Annotated in this window: 20 protein-coding genes; 10 read left to right on the top strand and 10 right to left on the bottom strand. The window is 69.1% G+C overall.

What is annotated here, in order from left to right:
- Positions 1-109: 109 nt before the first annotated feature.
- The 3 genes from Q664_RS62230 to Q664_RS23715 all read right to left on the bottom strand — a co-directional run bounded on the left by Q664_RS62230 (position 110) and on the right by Q664_RS23715 (position 2,084).
- Complete coding sequence (locus Q664_RS62230; RefSeq protein ID WP_160174486.1) at positions 110-1,390, bottom strand: sensor histidine kinase; 1,281 nt, start codon at positions 1,388-1,390, stop codon at positions 110-112.
- Between the two features lie 135 nt (positions 1,391-1,525).
- Positions 1,526-1,759 (bottom strand): GIY-YIG nuclease family protein, encoded by a 234-nt coding sequence (locus tag Q664_RS23720; RefSeq protein ID WP_043399974.1) that lies wholly within the window; start codon positions 1,757-1,759, stop codon positions 1,526-1,528.
- An 88-nt stretch (positions 1,760-1,847) separates the two neighbouring features.
- On the bottom strand, positions 1,848-2,084 hold the full coding sequence (locus Q664_RS23715; RefSeq protein WP_235216847.1) for a CBS domain-containing protein: 237 nt from the start codon (positions 2,082-2,084) through the stop codon (positions 1,848-1,850).
- Positions 2,085-2,259: 175 nt separating this feature from the next.
- On the opposite strand from Q664_RS23715, the gene Q664_RS23710 reads away from it, so the two are divergent.
- The 5 genes from Q664_RS23710 (at position 2,260) to pdxA (ending at position 7,392) form a co-directional block, all read left to right on the top strand.
- Positions 2,260-3,276 (top strand): alpha/beta hydrolase, encoded by a 1,017-nt coding sequence (locus Q664_RS23710; protein WP_043399956.1) that lies wholly within the window; start codon positions 2,260-2,262, stop codon positions 3,274-3,276.
- 67 nt (positions 3,277-3,343) lie between these two features.
- On the top strand, positions 3,344-4,393 hold the full coding sequence (locus Q664_RS23705) for a peptidylprolyl isomerase (RefSeq protein ID WP_052518571.1): 1,050 nt from the start codon (positions 3,344-3,346) through the stop codon (positions 4,391-4,393).
- Between the two features lie 17 nt (positions 4,394-4,410).
- The gene (locus Q664_RS23700) at positions 4,411-5,406 is read left to right on the top strand and encodes a peptidylprolyl isomerase (protein ID WP_043399953.1); all 996 of its coding nucleotides are present in this window, start codon (positions 4,411-4,413) and stop codon (positions 5,404-5,406) included.
- 40 nt (positions 5,407-5,446) lie between these two features.
- Positions 5,447-6,418 (top strand): peptidylprolyl isomerase, encoded by a 972-nt coding sequence (locus Q664_RS23695; protein ID WP_043399949.1) that lies wholly within the window; start codon positions 5,447-5,449, stop codon positions 6,416-6,418.
- 2 nt (positions 6,419-6,420) lie between these two features.
- Positions 6,421-7,392 carry a 4-hydroxythreonine-4-phosphate dehydrogenase PdxA gene (gene pdxA, locus Q664_RS23690; RefSeq protein WP_043399947.1) on the top strand — a complete coding sequence of 324 codons (972 nt, stop codon included), beginning with the start codon at positions 6,421-6,423 and terminating at the stop codon, positions 7,390-7,392.
- Between the two features lie 6 nt (positions 7,393-7,398).
- On the opposite strand, the gene Q664_RS23685 is transcribed toward pdxA, so the two are convergent.
- Complete coding sequence (locus tag Q664_RS23685) at positions 7,399-9,096, bottom strand: GYF domain-containing protein (RefSeq protein ID WP_043399945.1); 1,698 nt, start codon at positions 9,094-9,096, stop codon at positions 7,399-7,401.
- Between the two features lie 196 nt (positions 9,097-9,292).
- The gene (locus Q664_RS23680) at positions 9,293-9,589 is read right to left on the bottom strand and encodes a hypothetical protein (RefSeq protein WP_043399942.1); all 297 of its coding nucleotides are present in this window, start codon (positions 9,587-9,589) and stop codon (positions 9,293-9,295) included.
- 157 nt (positions 9,590-9,746) lie between these two features.
- On the opposite strand from Q664_RS23680, the gene Q664_RS23675 reads away from it, so the two are divergent.
- The 4 genes from Q664_RS23675 (at position 9,747) to Q664_RS23660 (ending at position 12,869) form a co-directional block, all read left to right on the top strand.
- A complete protein-coding gene (locus Q664_RS23675; protein WP_052518569.1) occupies positions 9,747-11,360 on the top strand; it encodes an ATPase domain-containing protein in 1,614 nt (537 codons plus the stop codon).
- Entirely contained in the window at positions 11,357-11,722 is a 366-nt protein-coding gene (locus Q664_RS23670; RefSeq protein ID WP_043399938.1) for a response regulator transcription factor, read from the top strand. The genes Q664_RS23675 and Q664_RS23670 overlap by 4 nt, the downstream gene beginning before the upstream one ends.
- A 159-nt stretch (positions 11,723-11,881) precedes the next feature.
- Complete coding sequence (locus tag Q664_RS23665; protein WP_152622297.1) at positions 11,882-12,328, top strand: hypothetical protein; 447 nt, start codon at positions 11,882-11,884, stop codon at positions 12,326-12,328.
- A gap of 16 nt (positions 12,329-12,344) precedes the next feature.
- A complete protein-coding gene (locus Q664_RS23660) occupies positions 12,345-12,869 on the top strand; it encodes a hypothetical protein (protein WP_043399933.1) in 525 nt (174 codons plus the stop codon).
- A gap of 15 nt (positions 12,870-12,884) precedes the next feature.
- Here the strand turns inward: Q664_RS23660 and hpf are convergent, their stop codons facing one another.
- Positions 12,885-13,217 carry a ribosome hibernation-promoting factor, HPF/YfiA family gene (gene hpf / locus Q664_RS23655; protein ID WP_043399929.1) on the bottom strand — a complete coding sequence of 111 codons (333 nt, stop codon included), beginning with the start codon at positions 13,215-13,217 and terminating at the stop codon, positions 12,885-12,887.
- A gap of 258 nt (positions 13,218-13,475) precedes the next feature.
- Here hpf and Q664_RS23650 point away from each other — a divergent pair, with 258 nt between their 5' ends.
- Positions 13,476-14,384: a DUF72 domain-containing protein gene (locus Q664_RS23650; protein ID WP_052518568.1), complete on the top strand. Its 909-nt coding sequence runs from the start codon at positions 13,476-13,478 to the stop codon at positions 14,382-14,384.
- 19 nt (positions 14,385-14,403) lie between these two features.
- Here Q664_RS23650 and Q664_RS23645 read toward each other — a convergent pair whose 3' ends face one another.
- From Q664_RS23645 to Q664_RS23630, 4 genes are all read right to left on the bottom strand, one after another.
- On the bottom strand, positions 14,404-14,967 hold the full coding sequence (locus Q664_RS23645; protein ID WP_235216846.1) for an imm11 family protein: 564 nt from the start codon (positions 14,965-14,967) through the stop codon (positions 14,404-14,406).
- 8 nt (positions 14,968-14,975) lie between these two features.
- Positions 14,976-16,094, bottom strand: coding sequence for an AHH domain-containing protein (locus tag Q664_RS23640; RefSeq protein ID WP_052518567.1), 1,119 nt, complete (start codon positions 16,092-16,094; stop codon positions 14,976-14,978).
- Positions 16,095-16,111: 17 nt separating this feature from the next.
- Complete coding sequence (locus Q664_RS23635; RefSeq protein ID WP_235216845.1) at positions 16,112-16,657, bottom strand: imm11 family protein; 546 nt, start codon at positions 16,655-16,657, stop codon at positions 16,112-16,114.
- Between the two features lie 59 nt (positions 16,658-16,716).
- The coding region (locus Q664_RS23630) for an AHH domain-containing protein (RefSeq protein ID WP_043399920.1) at positions 16,717-17,436 on the bottom strand (720 nt) is incomplete at its 5' end.

The following is a 17,436-nucleotide window of genomic DNA, read 5'->3' as shown; positions in this document are numbered from 1 at the left end:
GCCACGCATCCCGGGTTGAACCCCCTGTCCACACTGCGTGCCACGGGTTGGAGAACCGAGACAGGCACCCTCACCCTGACCCTCTCCCGAAGGGAGAGGGGACAGTCGGTCACGCCACCGGCAATTCCACGATGAAACGCGCGCCGCCCTCCGGGCGGTTCTCCGCGCGCAGCGTGCCCCCGAAGGACTCCACGTACTGGCGCGACAGCGCCAGCCCCAGCCCCGTCCCCTTCCCCGGCTCCTTCGTCGTGAAGAAGGTCGTGAAGAGCCTCGGCAGATTCTCCGCCGCGATTCCCGGCCCGTTGTCCTCCACCACCACCCGCACCCGCTCCCCCACCACCTCCGCCCGCACCGCCACCCGCCCGTCCTGCACCCTCGCGTCCTCGATGGCGTCCGCCGCGTTCAACAGCAGGTTCAGCAACACCTGCCCCAACCGCCTCGGCTCCGCCCTCGCCACCGCCTCCGGCGGCACCTCCACCGCCAGCCTCACCAGCGACTTCAGCCGCACCGACGCCAGCCTCACGCTCGCGTCCACCACCGGCACCAGCTCGCACCTCCCCACCCCCTCCACCGTCTCCTCCGCCCGCGACAGCGCCGTCAGGTCCTTCACGATTTGATGGATGCGCTCCACCCCCTGCATCGTCTCCTGCAGGGCCTCGGTGTACTCGGTGTCGTTGGTGCCCGACGCCGGCTGCCGCCACTCCTCCAACAGGAAGCGCAGGTTGGCCTGCACGTACGCCAGCGGGTTCTTCACCTCGTGCGCCACGCCCGCCGCCAGCCGCCCCACCTGCGCCAGCCGCTCGGCCTGCAGTGCCCGCGCGTTGGACTCCTCCAGCGCCTCCTGCACCGCCCGCTGATCTCCCTCCGCCCGCTCCTGCGCCCGCCGCAGCCTCCGGTAGAAGACGCTCATCTGCATCCCCACCGCCCCCGCCCCCAGCAACAGCAGCAGCCGCGACACCATCGGCACCAGCGCCATCCCCTCCAACCCCATCACCGTGCCCGCCACCCCCATCGGCAGCAGCGTGCTCAACGCCCCCTGCCACGGCTCGCCCCTCGACACCGAGAGCGTCATCAGCGGCATCATGAAGAACCAATGGAAGAGCGGATTGCCCGTCCCGCCCAGCCGGTACACCACCAGCCCCAGGAAGACGTTGGGCACCACCATCCCCGCCACCATCCTCATGCCCCGACGCCTCGAGGGCCGCAGCCACCGCAGGGACCAGCCGATCCCCCCCGTCAGCCCCGCCCACCCCAGCCGCAGGGCCAGCGTGTCCCACGTCGGCCTCCCCACCGACAGCGAGTCCACCAGCCAGAACGGCAGACACGTGAGCGCCAACATGTAGAGGAGGCGCTGCTCGTCTCGCAGCACCAGCTCGTCACCCGCTGGCATGTCCCCCGGTCCCTCCCGGGGTGCTCCTTCGTGCCGCTGCGCCATGTCCGTACCGATTCCCCGGGATTCCAGGAGATTGGAGAGTTCGGTGTAGAACACTCTCACAAAATGGGGTCAAACGGAACCCAGCCCGGGTCAGCGGCGCACCCGGCCCACCAGACGGAGTTTCTCGGAACGGGAGAGGCGCTTCAAGGCGGCCTCGCGGCGGAGGGCGGCGCCCCGGTCGGCCGCCGGCTCGCTCCAGACGAGCGTCACCGGCAGGCGGGCGCGGGTGTAGGCGGCGCCACGGCCCTTGTTGTGGGTGGCCACGCGGCGTTCGAGGTTGTTGGTGGCGCCGGTGTAGAGCGTTCCGTCCCGGCAGCGCACCATGTAGACGGTCCAGAGGTCCGGCACGGCGGCGCGGCAGCATAGCGCACGCGCCCCTCCATCCGGACACCCGCTTCGCCCGCCCGTCTCCTCACCAGGAGGCCGGGTACCCGCCGCCCCGCCGCCCCTCGTACGCCGCCATCACCAGCGCCACCGGCAGCAACGGGTCCACCTTCCACCCCGCCAGCACATGCGCCCGGCTGACGAGCCCCACCAGCCCCCCCTCCTCCCCCACCACCGGCAGCAGGGAGGTTCCCCGCTGCTCCATCACTCGCAGGGCGTGCAGGAGGGTATCCGTGGGAACCAGGGCGACTTCAATCGAGGACAACTTTTCCGCAACAGTCGGCTTTTGCCGCATCCACTCGCCTCCCGGCATGAACGAGTGTGGAGCTTTGCAACCGCTCTGCCGACATGTGTGTCCGTGGGTTTTTCAACACGGCATCCGTCCCGCAGGGCATTAGATTCCAGTCGTGACGAATCGAAACGGGCCCAGGCTCACGCGGATGGCGGATATTTTCTCCCGAGCGGTAAATCGCGACGGAGAAGGGTTGCTCACGTTGCCCTTCAAGCCCGACGAGCTGTACCGGGTGCCCACCGACGATGGGGCCGCCATTGCCCTGGGGCGCTACCACCCGAGGGAGCAGCGTCGCTACGCGGAGCCGGTCATCCTCTGCCATGGACTGGGGGCCAACCGCTTCCACATGGACTTCGACGAGCACTACAGCCTGGCGCGCTACCTGGCCCGGGCGGGCTACGAGACGTGGGTGATGGAGCTGCGCGGCCGGGGGCTGGCGGGCCCGTGCGGCGACGCCTCGTTCGATGATCAAGCCGAGCACGACGTGCGCACCGCCCTGCGAACCGTCCTGTCCACGGGGGCCAGGGAAGTGCTCTGGGTGGGTCATTCCAAGGGAGGGCTCACCCTGTACGGCCATCTGGCCCGGAACCCGCAAGCGCCAGTGAAGGCCGCGGTGGCCATTGGTGCCCCCTTCACCTTCGCGGTGCAGCCGGGCCTCAAGACGTTCATCCAGAAGATAGAGCCGCTCTTGCGGCTGAAGATGATTCCCACCCGGCGGATTACCGGAATCGCCCTGTTCGGCGCGCCGCCGGGGCCGCTCAGCCGCTACATGATGTTGGCCTCCAACATGGAGCAGGACGTGGTGCGCAAGGCCCTGGCCAACGTGCCCGCGGACATCTACGGCGGCGTGGTGCGCCAGTTCGCCCACTGGATAGCGACAGACTCCTTCTGCATGGTGGACGGCACGTGCTACCGCAAGCCGCTGGCGGGGGTGAAGCTGCCGGTGATGCTGCTGGCGGGGAGCAAGGACCTGCTCGCTCCCCCGCTCGCCGTGGCGCGGGCGCAGGAGTACCTCGGCGGGCCGGTGAAGCTGGTGGTGGCCGGGCGCGGCCATGGCTTCGCCGAGGACTACGGGCATGCGGACCTGGTGCTGGGGCGTCGGGCACCGGACGAAATCTTCCCGCTGGTGGAGGCGTTCCTGTCCGCGCACGCGACCCGGGCGTAGGAAGGCCCCGGGGGGATGTCCGGTTGTCCGCTCCCCCCCGGCGTGCTACCCCACGGGCTCGCGTTCTATGTCTCCTGTCTCCCGCTTCCTGTCCCTCGCCCTGCTGGCCCTCGCGGGCTGCGAGCGTGGCCCCGCGCCGGGCCATGCCGTGGTGGACTTCCGGCATACCCGCGCCCCGGTGAGCACGCCCGTGGCCGCCTGGAAGGAGGACGGGGTGTCGGCCGAGGAGCTGAAGCAGCGCCTGGAGGAGATGAGCCCCGCGCTGCGCGAGCGCTACCAGACGCTGGAGCAGAAGCGCGAGTACGTGGAGGGCCTGGTCCGCTTCGAGTTGCTGGTGCAGGAGGCGCTCGCCCGCGGGCTGCAGAACGACCCCGAGGTGGTGGCCAGCACCAAGCGCGCGCTGGTGTCCCGGCTGATGCGCGCCCAGCTCGACGAGGCGAAGCCCCCCGTCTCCGACGCCGAGGTGGCCGCCTGGTACGAGAGCCACCGGGAAGACTACGTGCGGCCGGAGCAGGTGCGGCTCTCGCAGCTCTTCCTCGCCGCGCCCCGGACGGACACGGCCCGCGTGGAGACGGCACGCGCGAAGGCGGAGAAGCTGCTCGCCGAGGCGAAGGCGCTGCCCCCCAAGGACTTCACCGCCTTTGGCCGGCTGGCCCGCGCGCACAGCGAGGAGCCGCGCACGCAGCCGCTGGATGGAGATCTGCGCTACCGCTCGCTCGAGGAGCTCGGGCGGGACTTCGGGCCCGAGGTGGCGGAAGCCGCGCGGGGACTGCTGGCCGGCGGCCCGGGCACGCTCAGCGGCGTGGTGCGCACGGACGCGGGGCTGCACCTGCTGCAGCTCACCGGCCACCAGGCGGCGTTGAACCTGAAGCCCGAGGACGTCCGCGAGCAGATTGTGAATCGCCTCTCGCAGGAGAAGCGCACCCGGGCCTGGGCGGAGCTGCTCGCCGGACTGGAGCGCCGCTCCGGATTCAACGTGGACGCCGCGACGCTCTCGCGGGTGCACGTGGACGTGAGCACCCCCATGCGGCCCCCGAGTGGCCCGCCTCCCGGCAGCATCCCCGCCCCCCTCCCCTCCTCCTCCCCTCTCCCTTCCTCCCCGGTGGAGCGCCCATGACCCGCAGGAGTCCCCTCATGCCGCGGACCTTCCGCGCCACCCCGCTGCTCGCCGCCCTGGCGCTCGCCGTGGGCCTGGCCGGCTGCAACAAGACGGACAAGAAGGATCCGGACGCCAACGTGGTGGCCACGGTGAATGGCGAGGTGCTCTCGCGCGCCGACTTCGAGCAGGAGCTGGGGCGCGAGCTCGCCTCCTCCGCCAACGAGTCCGGCCAGCACACCCCGGAGGACGTGGAGCCCTACAAGCGGGCGCTGCTGGAGACGCTCATCTCCCGCATGGTGCTGCTCCAGGAGGCCCGGACGCACAACATCACCGTGAGCCCCGAGGAGGTGGACCGGGGCGTGTTGCGGCTGTCGAGTGACTACCCGGCGGGCAACTTCAACGACGTGCTGACGCAGGGGCAGCTGTCCATGGCGGAGCTCAAGGCGCGCGAGGCGGCGCGGCTCACCATCGAGAAGCTCTTCACGAACCACGTGTACACGCGCGTGGCGGTGACGGAAGAGGAGCTGCGCGCGTACTACGCGGCGCACGAGACGGAGTTCTCCGAGCCCGAGCGGGTGCGCGCCGCGCAGATCGTCGTGAAGGGCATGGACGAGGCGCGGCGGGTGCAGGCGCAGCTCAAGTCGGGCAAGAAGTTCGCCGACCTGGCGCGCAAGTACTCGCTGAGCGCGGACGCCAAGGTGGGCGGCGACCTGGGCTTCTTCCCCCGGGGACAGATGCCGCCGGCCTTCGACCAGGTCGTATTCTACCTGTCGCCGGGCCAGGTGTCGGACGTGGTGGAAACGGAGTACGGCTACCACCTGTTCCGGGTGCTGGAGAAGAAGGCGGGGCGCAAGTTGGAGTTCACGGAAGTGCGGGAGCAGGTGGAGGCGAAGCTGCTGGCGCAGCGGCGGGCGGAGGCGCAGGAGACGTACGAGCAGGAGCAGCGGGCCAAGGCCCAGGTCTGGGTGAACGAGGCCACGCTCCAGGCCATCCGCGGACGGCCCGCCACGCAGGCGGCGGCGAAGCAGTGAGCAGCCGTCCCATCGACACGGAAACGGAAAGAGAAAGCACATGAAGAAGCTGATGGGGACGATGGTGGCGGCGCTGCTCCTGAATGGCGCGGTGGCTCGGGCGGAGCTGGTGGACCGGGTGGCGGCGGTGGTGAACCGGGACGTCATCGCGCTGTCCGAGGTGGAGAAGCGCGCGGCGCCGGAGCTGGCGCGGCTGAACTCGGCGGTGAGGGATCCAAAGCAGCGGGCCGAGGAGCGGGCCCGGGTGCTCAAGACGTCGCTGAACACGCTCATCGGCGAGAAGCTGATGGAGGTGGAGATCCGCGAGCTGGGCCTGGCGGTGACGGAATCGGAGCTCGAGGCGGCGGTGTCGGACGTGAAGCGGCAGAACAACGTCACGGACGACGCGTCGTTCGAGCGCCTGCTGTCGGGCGAGGGCTTCACGGTGAAGACGTACAAGGACTTCCTGCGCAACCAGATGTCGCGCATGAAGCTGGTCCAGATGAAGGTGACGCCGAAGGTGAAGGTGTCCGAGGAGGACCTGAAGGCGGCGTACACGCAGTACGCGAAGCTGGAGTCCGGGGACGCCGAGGTGCACGCGCGGCACATCCTGGTGCAGGTGGACGCGAAGGCGGCGCCGGAGCAGGTGGAGGTGGCGCGCAAGAAGGCGCAGGCCCTGGCGGAGGAGGCGCGCAAGCCGGGCGTGGACTTCGCGGAGCTGGCGAAGAAGAAGAGCGAGGGCCCGAGCGCCTCGGACGGAGGAGACCTGGGCTTCTTCCGGCGCGGGGTGATGGTGCCGGCCTTCGAGCGGGTGGCCTTCACGCTGAAGGAGGGCGAGGTGAGCGAGCCGGTGCGCACGCAGTTCGGCTGGCACGTGCTGAAGGTGGAGGAGCGGCGCGCGGTGGACGTGCCCCCGTTCGAGCAGGTGAAGGCCGAGCTGGAGAACCGGCTGAAGATGCAGAAGACGGAGAAGTTCGTGGAGCAGTACGTCCAGGAGCTGCGTCAGAAGGCCTCGGTCGAAGAGAAGATCTGACCGTGAACGAGCGTCCCATCGTAGGCATCTCACTGGGAGACGTCTCCGGGATCGGCCCGGAAGTCACCGCGTCGGCGCTGTCGAGGCCCAAGGTGCGCCAGGCGCTGATCCCCGTGCTCTTCGGAGACGGGCCGACGCTGGAGCGCTTCCCGGCCTTCAAGAAATACACACGCACCACGCCCGGTACCCTCCAGCGCGTCACGGGGCCCACGGTCTGCGTGGTGACGGAGCTGTCCGAGAAGGACCGGATGCCTGGCAAGCCGACGCGGGCGGGAGGCAAGGCCCAGTACGGCTACATCCAGGCGGCCATCGAGGCGGCGCGAGCCGGCAAGGTGGACGCGCTGTGCACGGCGCCGGTGTCGAAGGAGCAGATCTCCCGCGCGGGCATTCCCTTCATGGGGCACACGGAGGTGCTGGCGGAGGCGTTCGGCCGTGAGGTGATGATGCTCATGGACGGCCCGCGAGTGCGCGTGGCGCTGGCGACGAACCACGTGCCGCTGGTGGACGTCTCGCGGATGCTGACGGTGGAGCGGCTGGTGGGCCAGTTGCAGCTCCTGTCCCGGAGCCTGAAGCCGGTGGTGGGCCGGGCGCCCCGGATTGGCGTGCTGAGCTTCAACCCGCACGCGGGCGAGGGCGGGCTGCTGGGGCGCGAGGAGGTGGAGGTGCTCACGCCCGCCATCAAGCAGGCCCGCAAGCTGCGGGTGGACGCGCACGGGCCGCTGGCGGCGGACGGGCTGTTCGCGCGGGTAGCGGACTTCCCGTACGACGCGGTGCTGGCCATGTACCACGACCAGGGCCTCATCCCGGCCAAGGCGCTGGACTTCGAGCGCACGGTGAACGTGACGCTCGGGTTGCCGGTGCCGCGCACGTCGCCGGACCATGGCACGGCGTACGACCTGGCCGGGACGGGCAAGGCGAGCAGCGTCCCCATGGTGGAGGCGCTGCTCAAGGCCGCCCGGCTGGCCGCGCGCTGAGCCCGCTCAGTAGGTGAACGGGAAGCGCACGGGCTCGCGGCTCTGCACGCGGTGCCGTGGGAACTTCCACGAGCGCACCTGGCCCTCGATGCAGCGGGCGAACGGCGTACCCTCGAGGGCCTCCGTCTCCATGAGGGCATCCACGGCATCCCCCGTGGGCAGCACGCGCCAGCGCACCACGAACCGGTCCTTGCCCGAGTCCGACGTCCGCGCGGGCGAGTGCGTCTGGATGCAGGCGAGGATGGCGTCCTTGTGCGAGCCCACCACCTGCACCACGTCCGAGGTGGAGAGGGACTCGGGCAGCTCCCTGCCCGGCTCGGGCGGGATATAGACGTTGCGCTTCGAGCGCGGATCCTCCGGCTTGAACTTCGGCGCGCTCTCGGACAAGCCGAGCTCCTCCTCGAACTTCTTGTCGAGCGCATCGTCGAAGTCGAGGGGGTCCGCGGCCTTCGCCTTCACCGGGGAGGTGGGGGCGGGAGGCGGCTGCGGCTGCGGGTTGCTCCGCGGAGCCGACTCGACGGCACGCGGCATGCGCACGTCCGGGGCGGCCCGAGCCACGACGACGGGCTTCGGCCTCTCGGGCCGCGGCGCCGGAGTGACGGACCTCACCGCCTGCTTCTCGGGCGTGGGCGTCACGGCGGCGGGCGCGGGCGTCGTGGGCCGCACCGCCGGGGCCGGAGTCCGTGCCACCGGGGCCGACGCCACGGGAGCCGGAGCCACCGGGGCCGGAGCCTGCTGCGCCACCGGAGCCTGCTGCGCCACCGGAGCCGGAGTCGCCGGAGCCGGAGCCTGCGTCACCGGAGCCACCACGACGGGAGCGGGCGCGGGCGCGACAGCCGGAGCCACGGCGGGAGCCACCTGCTCCGGAGCGCCACGGTTCTGCGTCAGCAGGAGCAGCGCCCCCGCGACGAGGCCCACGGCCGCCGAGCCGATGAGCACGCCGGCCAGGACACCCTTCCCCCGCTGAGCGGGCTCGGGCGCGGGAGGCGCGGCCATCAGGCCTGGAACGACGGGCGGCGCCACCACCGGCTGCACGACGGGCACGGGCACTGGAGCAGGAGCGGGAGCCACCTCGGGCGCGGTCGGCACGTCGAGCATCGCCGAGCGCGCCTCCTCCTTCGCCTGCTCCTTCTCCTCCTTCATCTTCCGCAGCCACACCTCCTCTTCCTCGACGAGCGAGTGCAGCGCGGAGACGACCTGCTTCCCGGCGCCGGACTCCTTCTCGCGCGCCGGGGCCGTGGAGACCGACGCGTCCGCGGCCACCGTGGGCAGCCCCGAGATGGTCAGCGAGGCCACGAGCTCCGGAACGCTCGACAACGGCCGCCAGTTGCTCCACGCCTCGCACCAGAAGAGGGTGTCGGGGCTGAGCTTGCCCTGGTGCCACAGCTCGCGCAGCCGCTCGAGACGGTACGGGCCCGCGGGCTGGCCGTGCCGCTCCGCGTACCAGTCCAGGGCGCCCACGGGCACGGGCGTGGCCGCGGCCCCACTGGCCTCGGCCACCTCGGCGGACGTTTCCAGCGCCGGCGGACCGAAGAGCGCGTCATCGAAGATGGCGTCCAGGTCATCCGGGCGCACCTCGCGCAGGGCCGACTGGACGCTGGCGGGTGCCGTCTCGTCGGAAGGAGGCGAGAGCCGCGGAGGCTGCGCCCCGCTACCCGCCCGAGAAAGAAGATGGCCCTCGACGTTCGAATGGTTCCCGTCCACACGCCCTCCTACCAGCCCCCGCTGTCCCGACGTTGGGTCAGCTTGTGGCTCAACCTAAGGACGTCCGAGACCCCAGCCAGGATTCACGCCCCGCGGTGCGAGTGTTTCCTTTCACTTCCGAGCGATTACAGCGCGAGAAAGTTCTGCGCCTGACGCAGCCAAATCCCCCACAGGCGAAAACCCCTGGACACCCGGACTACGGCGTTTCCGTGGATGGGCAAGAAAGGTGTGTGAGCAATTCCGCCCCATCCCTCGCCGGGTCGAGCAACACCACATCCGAGAACGCTCCCGCGCGCCGGAGCTGAACACTCACGCGCCCCACGGGGCACCACCCCAGACACCCGGTGAGCTCCACGCGCACGGCCTCGCCCCGCCCGGCGAGCGTGGCGCGGATGCGGCGCGGCAGGTCCACGCCTCCGGCGCTCGTCTCCAGCCGCATCAGGCAGCGGTGACAGACCTGGGCCCGCGTCTCCCCTGTGCTCGTCTCACCCATGGGCGCTCTCCACTCCTCCACAACCCGCGCTCGGCTTCGAGGGATTTCGCCTGGCTGGCCGTGAGCAGGGCGGGCGGCGGAGCGGCGCCTCACCCCGCGTCCCCTCTCCAGATGCACACCCTTCGCAAGGACGGGCGGTGCACTCAAGGAGACCCTCATGGGTGGGAGCGAGGAGAAGCAGGAGCCGCCACGGGAAGAGGTCCCCAGGATCTCCAGTGGCACTCCCTACCTCGACCAGATTCTCGCGGGCGGCTGGCTGCGCGGGGGCACCTATATCGTCACGGGCCCGCCCGGCACCGGCAAGACGACGCTCGGCAACCAGTTCTGCTTCTCCGTGGCCGAGCGGGGCGATCGCGCCCTCTACGTCACCCTGCTCGCCGAGACGCACGCGCGCATGATGCTGCACCTGCGCTCGCTGCGGTTCTTCCGGCCCGACTTCGTGGGCGAGCGCGTCTTCTACCTCAGCGGCACCTCGGTGCTGAAGGACAAGGGGCCCCACGGGCTGCTGGAGCTGCTCACGCGCACGGTGCGCGAGAAGCACATCAAGGTGCTGGTGCTCGACGGCTTCACCCTGGTGCGCGAGCGCTCCGCCTCCCCGCTGGAGCTGCGCGAGTTCCTCCAGGGCCTGTCGGTGCTCTGCGGGCTGACGGACTGCACCACGCTGCTGCTGAGCACCGAGACGAACAAGGCGATGGACGTCGAGTACGCCATGGCCGACGGCATCCTCGCCCTGAGCGCGGAGCTGCTCGGGCTCAAGGCCATCCGCGGCCTGGAGATCCTCAAGTTCCGCGGCAGCGACAACATCCCCGGCCGGCACACCTTCCTCATCAACGAGCGCGGGGTGAGCATCTACCCGCGCTGGGAGGCGGTGTACCGCAAGACGCCCGAGGTCATCCCCGACTCGAGCGTGCGCCTGCGCTTCGGCGTTCCCAGCCTGGACGCCATGTGCCAGGGAGGCGTGGTCTCCTTCTCCTCCACCCTGCTGCTCGGCAGTCCCGGCAGTGGCAAGACACTCCTGGGCCTGCACTACCTGGCCGAGGGCGCCAGGAATGGGGAGCCCGGCCTCTACTTCGGCTTCGCGGAGAGCGGCGAGACGCTGATGCGCAAGACGAAGAGCGTGGGACTGGACCTGGAGCCCTCCATGAAGCGCGGCCTCATCCGCCTCGAGTCGCGCGCTCCCGTGGAGACGCTCCCCGACGCCATGGTCCAGGAGTTGATGGACATGGTCTCCCAGCACCATTACCGGCGCGTCTTCATCGACGGGCTGGAGCCCTTCGCCAAGGATGCCATCGATCCCGAGCGCACCACGCGCTTCCTCTCCGCGCTCCTCAACGCCCTGCGCGACAAACACATCACCCCCGTCATCACCGAACAGACCAACACCCTCTTCGGGCCGGACCTCCACTCCCCCATCAAGGGCGCGGAGGCCATCTTCGACAACCTCATCTTCCTGCGCTTCGTCGAGCTCAACGGCCGGCTGCGCCGCCTGCTCTCCGTCCTGAAGATGCGCGACAGCGACAACGATCCCTTCCTGCGCGAGTTCGTCATCTCCAGCAAGGGCCTCCAGGTACAGGCGGCCTATGCCGCCCTCCAGGGGATGTTGACCGGCCTGCCCACCCACCGGCAGCACTCCGCGTACGAGAGCGCCGGGCCCCCCGAGCCGCCCCAACCCTCCCGGGCTCCGCCCACCGGGCCAAGGACCACCCAGAAGGCCCCGAAGCTCCTCCAGGCCCTCAAGCGGCGCTCGCGCAAACCGGGAGGGCGTCAATGAGCCGCATCCTCATCGTCGAGGACGAAGAAGTCCTCACGGACTCCCTCCGGGACATCCTCGAGGGCGAGGGCCACCAGGTGCTCACCGCCCACAACGGCATGGAGGCCCTCGATACAGTGGGGCGCGAGCAGTTGGACCTGGTGCTGCTCGACTTGATGCTGCCCCTGGTGGACGGCCTCGAGGTGCTCGAGCGCCTGCGGAGGGACACCCCGGCCACGGCGGTGCTCGTCGTGACCTCCTGCGGCCGCGAGGCCTTGAAAGGGCAAACCGTCCAGGGCTTCCTGCGCAAACCCTTCTCCCTGGAGGCGCTGCTGCGCGCGGTGAAGTCCGCGCTGGCCGTGGCCACGCCCACCCCGGCATGAGGACGACGGAAAACCGAGGACCCCCCACGAATGACGGAGAGGGTGTCCACCGGGAGCCGGGGCAAGTCCGCGTCTTCCGGGCCGTGCGCCGCGGCTCCCGGGTGGCGTGGGGATTGCTGTCACGAGGCCGCTGCCACTTCAGCTGGAGGAAGCAGAAGCGTGTCTCGAATGCGAGGAGTCTGGAGTCCGTGGGCCGTCGCGCTCCTGGTGATGACGGGGTGTGACAACACGCCCCCACCCCAGGGGTACGAAGGGGTGTTCCACTGGGAGGGAAAGGCGGATGCCTACAACCTGTCCATCGAGCCGGGAGGCGTGGTGCGCTGGTCCATGCGCGGCTGCGACACCCTGGGGGATGCACGGGGCCGCTGGGAGGAGCGGGACGGCAAGCTGGTGATCAGCGGCCTGCTGAGCGACAAAACCACGACGGTGGAGCTCGCCACCGACTACGACGGGCTGCTCGCCACCGGCGCCGTGAGGAGCAGCGATGGCTCGCCCACCCAGCGCTGGCCCCGGGGCGGCGTGTGCCCCGTGTGCAAGAACCCCGACGGTGGCCCCGTGCTCGGACCCGTCGAGGTCCGCCCCTGTGACGACCCTTCACTGCCCTGACGATTGGAGTGTCCGAATGGCTCGCTGCCTCCCGTGTCTGCTCGGTGCCGCGCTGCTCACCGGGTGCGGGCCCCAAGGACGGTGCGAGGGCACCGTGGGCGGCACCCCCATCCAGGGAGAGCTCGACGGTGACAGCATGCTCTCCATCGTGCCCACGGCCTTCCATCCCGAGCACGAGACCGCCTGGGTCCGGGCGGCGCGCCTCCAGCTCTTCTACGGAGACAACGCGCTGCGGCTCATCGCCGAGGTCAAGCTCCCGGCGGAGCAGGACATGACGGACATTCCCCTCGGCCTGTCCGAGGACGAGTGGTCCCAGCGGAGGCCCCAGGATGGCGCGGTCTCCCTCTGGAAGCTCCAGACGCCCGCGGACGCCCCCCCGCTGAGCGGGGGCACGTTCTCCGTCAGGTTCGCGGACGCCAACCACCTCGAGGGGAAGTTCGACGCCCGGTTCGAGGATGGCTCGCGGCTCGAGTGCACCTACGACATCCGCGGCCAGAACCAGGTCCCGGGCGACGACCCCACGTACGGCGGACCCCCCTGAGCGCCACCACGGACTTCAACGGTGGGCGCGAAGCCCCTCGGCGTAGTGCTGCAACTGGCGCCGGGCGGCATCGAAGGCATCGTTCACGGCCTGGTAGGCATCCTCGTGCGAGACCTTGTCCCCGTGCTCGCGATCGACCACGATGTTCTTGCCGGGGACGTGCAGGTCCAGGCGGACGTGGAAATGCTTGCCCTGCTGCTGATGCCGGTGCGGCTCCTCCACCACCACGTGGCAGCCAGTGATGCCGTCGAAGAACTGCTCGAGCTTGTCCGCGTTGTCGCGGATGTGCTCCGAGAGAGCATCGCTGGGATTCATGCCACGGAAGGTAATCTGCAGGTTTCGCTTCATCTTCTCTCCTCCGAGCCCTTTCCAATGCATATGGAGCGCCAACGCTCCGCTCACGGGAAAACAGGGGGTTGGCGCGGACCGGGGATGCAGCCTTTGCGGAAGACCCCTGGCGGGTGCGCAGCCTTTGCGGAAGGCCCTCGGACGCATACCTGGAGTCACGGGTTCCACACGCCCGGGGAAACCTGGGAGGGCAGCCGAGCGGGCGCGTGCTGCGGCGCGGCGGAGCGGTCCCCATGGTGAGCCGCTGGAGGTGTGTGCGTGATTCGCATCGGCCCCGCGGGATGGAGCTACGACGACTGGGCGGGAGTGGTGTACCCGAAACCGAAGCCGAGGGGGTTCGATCCACTCGCGTTCCTGGCGGGGTACTTCGACGCGCTGGAGCTGAACACCAGCTTCTACGGGCCCATCAGCCGCCGCAACGCGGAGCTGTGGGTGAAGCGCACGGAGCTCAACCGGGACTTCCGCTTCACCGCGAAGCTGTGGAAGCGCTTCACGCACGAGCGGGACGCGGTGTGGACGGCGGACGACGTGCGCCAGACGCGCGAGGGGCTGGATGCCCTCCACGAGGCGGGGAAGCTGGGAGCGGTGCTGATGCAGTTCCCCTGGTCGTTCCGCAACACGGAGGAGAGCCGGGACTGGCTGGACGAGCTGGTGACGACGTTCTCCGGCTGGCCGTTGGTGCTGGAGGTGAGGCACGAGTCGTGGAACGTGCCGGACGTGTTCGCGGAGCTGGCCGAGCGGGGCGTGGGATTCGTGAACATCGACCAGCCGCTCTTCCAGGACTCACTGGGCCCGAGCGCGCGGGTGACGTCGTCGGTGGGGTACGTGCGGGTGCACGGGCGCAACTACCGCAACTGGTTCCGCAAGACGGCGAACGCGAGGGAGCGCTACGACTACCTGTACCCGGCGAAGGAGCTGAAGCCCTGGGCCGAGCGGACGAAGGAGATCGCGGAGCACCCGCGGGTAGGTGACGTGTACGTGGTGACCAACAACCACGTGAGGGGCAAGGGCGTGGCCAACGCGATGATGCTGCAGACGATGCTCACGGGCCGGAAGGTGCACGCGCCCGAGGCACTGGTGCGCGAGTACCGCGACACGCTGGGGCCCTACGTGCTGCCCCCGGAGACGGAGACCCCCGAGCCGCCCGGCGCCAGCCCCGCGGGATGAGAGACGAGGACCGGACGACTCAGACCTCGATGAATTTGATGCCCGTGATGCCCTCGGCCTCCATCGCTTGCTTGACGTACTCGGAGACGATGAGCACCACCAGCCAGCCCCAGGGGCGGAAGATGTGGGCACCGCCTATCTTCTCAACGTCCACCTTCAGCCCCCGAACGTTCCGATATTGACCCACCTTGTCCGGGCGGTTGTCCTCCGGCTGCCAGTAGAGCACCTCCTCACACCGGGCGTCGTCGATGCACCGGATGACTTGTAAGGCATTGAGGATGAACCAGGGCTCCTTCTGTCCCTCCACTTCCACCGGGATGAACTGCACCGCCTTCTGGAGCCCCAGACGCTCGAAGAGTGAGACGACCCTCCGGTGAACGACGGGATTGCCCATCGAACAAAGCGTGAATTCGAGAGCGATGCCCTTCGGCCTCACAGGGAAGCGAATTGGCCCCTTGATGTCCAAAGCTCTTCCCTCATTGAATTGCCAGGTGTCTATCCACTCCCCCTGCGTATCGACAGGCAATCTCAAATTCCAACGCCCACCAACATACACATCGTCATACATCTTGTAGTATTTCATTTGCACCATCATGGCTTCCGCGTAGCGAGCTTGTTGAGTGAAGAGCCCGGCGTACAGACCTCCCCTGCAATCTTGTCGAGTTCATCCATGAGCCTGGAGCGACACTCGGCATAGGGCCTACAGGCCCCAAGCGCTCCCTTCAATCGCTCGAAGATCTCGTTGTGGTACGCCTCGGGATGGGGCCCCTTGTGGTCTCGCAGGTAGACGATGTTCGCCGGGTCCTCCAGGCTCATCCCCGCTAGTTCGAAAAGTGTCTCGAAGCGGGGTGTCCAGGGGCCACCGTTGTTCTCCGAGATGTCATTCTTGTTGGTGCACAGGTGGTGGCGATGGTGGCCGTCCTGCCCCGACTCCGCACACGCCCCCGACGTCCGCGCCGCGCTCGCCGCTGACGTCACCGCCGCGGCCGTCGTGCTCGCCGTCACCCCCATCAGCACCACCGTCCCGTCCGCCACGCTCACCTGCGCCCTCGTCCCCGCCCCCACCCTCAAGCCGCCCTTCACGCCTCCTCCCGCCATCGCGAAGCGCGGCGGTGACAGACTCGCCCACAGCCCTCCCTTCGGCACCTCCGGCAACCCTCGCGCCAGCTTCGCCCCCGCCACCGTCACCAACACTCTCAGCCCTACCCCTCCCAGCGCCTTCCCGAAGCGCTCGGCCGCCGCCTCCAACTCCTCCCGCGTCCTCGCCCCTTCCGCCTCCTGGTACAGCCTCAGGCACGCCTGCCCCACGTTGGAGAGCTCCGCCGCGCTGTACGTCAGCAGCAGTGCCACCGTGACCGCTCCCACCAATGCCTTGCTCAACACTGGCTCCGGTGGCACCAGCCCCGCCATCGTCCTCGTGTGCGCCTCCGGCAGCAGCCTCGGCCCGGGCCTCGGCTTCGCCTCCTTGAACTCGCCTTCCAGTGCCGCCACCACCTCGCGCGCCTCCTCCACCCTCCACCAACCCAGCCCAGGGTCCGGCTCCAACCTCTTGAACGTCAGCCTCAACCCCTGCCCCTCCTCTCCCTGGTACCCGCTCACCCCCACCGGCTCCAACACCGGCAAGCCCGCTTCGGCTCCTGCCGTCCCCGCCTGGAGTACCAGCGCCATCAGCATCCACACGCAGAGGACGTGCGTGACTCCCGGCTTCATGTCCGGCTCCTGCTCCGTCAGACCTCGAGGAATTTGATGCCAGTAATGCCCTCTTCCTCCATGGCTGTCTTGACGTGCTCGGAGACGATGAGCACCACCAGCCAGCCCCAGGGGCGGAAGATGTGGGCACCCCCTATCTTCTCAACGTCCACCCGCAGCCCCGCGACGTCGCGGTACTGGCCCACCTTGTCCGGCCGGTTGTCCTCCGGCTGCCAGGAGAGCACCTCTTCACACCGGGCATCGTCGATGCACCGGATGACTTGCAAGGCATTGAGGATGAACCAGGGCTCCGTCTGTCCCTCCACTTCCACCGGGATGAATTGCACCTCATTCTGGAGCCCCAGACGCTCGAAGAGCGAGACGACCCGCTGGTGGACGATGGGAATCCCCATGGCCTCGCTGAATTCGAGCGCGAGGCCCACTGGCTTCATGGACAAGCGGATCGGCCTCTCGATCTCCAGGGTCCTCCCTTCGTTGAATCTCCAGGTGTCGAACAACTCGCGCTCATCGTCATCCTCACGCGAGCCCGAGTCCCCTCCATCCTTGAAGAGAGGAAATCTCAAGTCCCAGCGCCCTGGAATCGACATATCATCATATAATTTGAAATACCTTCCTTGCACGGTCATGGATTCCTCGTGGCCAGCTTGTTGAGTGTGGAGCCAGGCGTACAGACTTCCCCTGCAATCCTGTCGAGCTCATCCACGAGCTTCGCTCGACATTCGGCGCGGGTCCTACAGGTTCCAAGCACCGCCCCCAATCGTTCGAAAATCCTACGGTGGTACGCCTCGGGATGGGGTCCCTTGTGGTCTCGCAGGTAGACGATGTTCGCCGGGTCCTCCAGGCTCATCCCCGCCTTTTCGAAGAGTTTCTCGAACCGGGGCGTCCAAGGTCCACCACTGCTCTCCGAGATGTCATTCTTGTTGGTGCACAGGTGGTGGCGATGGTGCCCGTCCTGCCCCGACTCCGCACACGCTCCCGACGTCCGTGCCGCGCTCGCCGCCGACGTCACCGCCGCCGTCGCCGTGCTCCCCGTCACCCCCATCAGCACCACCGTCCCGTCCGCCACGCTCACCTGCGCCCTCGTCCCCGCGCCTACCCTCAGGCCGCCCTTCAGGCCGCCTCCCGCCATCGCGAAGCGCGGCGGTGACAGACTCGCCCACAGCCCTCCCTTCGGCACCTCCGGCAACCCTCGCGCCAGCTTCGCCCCCGCCACCGTCACCAGCACCCTCAGCCCCACTCCTCCCAGCGCCTTGCCGAACCGCTCGGCCACCGCCTCCAACTCCTCCCTCGTCCTCGCCCCTTCCGCCTCCCGGTACAGCCTCAGGCACGCCTGCCCCACGCT

Origin of the sequence: Archangium violaceum Cb vi76 (assembly GCF_000733295.1) — a bacterium.
GTDB lineage: Bacteria > Myxococcota > Myxococcia > Myxococcales > Myxococcaceae > Archangium > Archangium violaceum.
The sequence above is the reverse complement of the archived record's forward strand: the minus strand, read 5'-3'. Positions and strand labels throughout refer to the sequence as shown.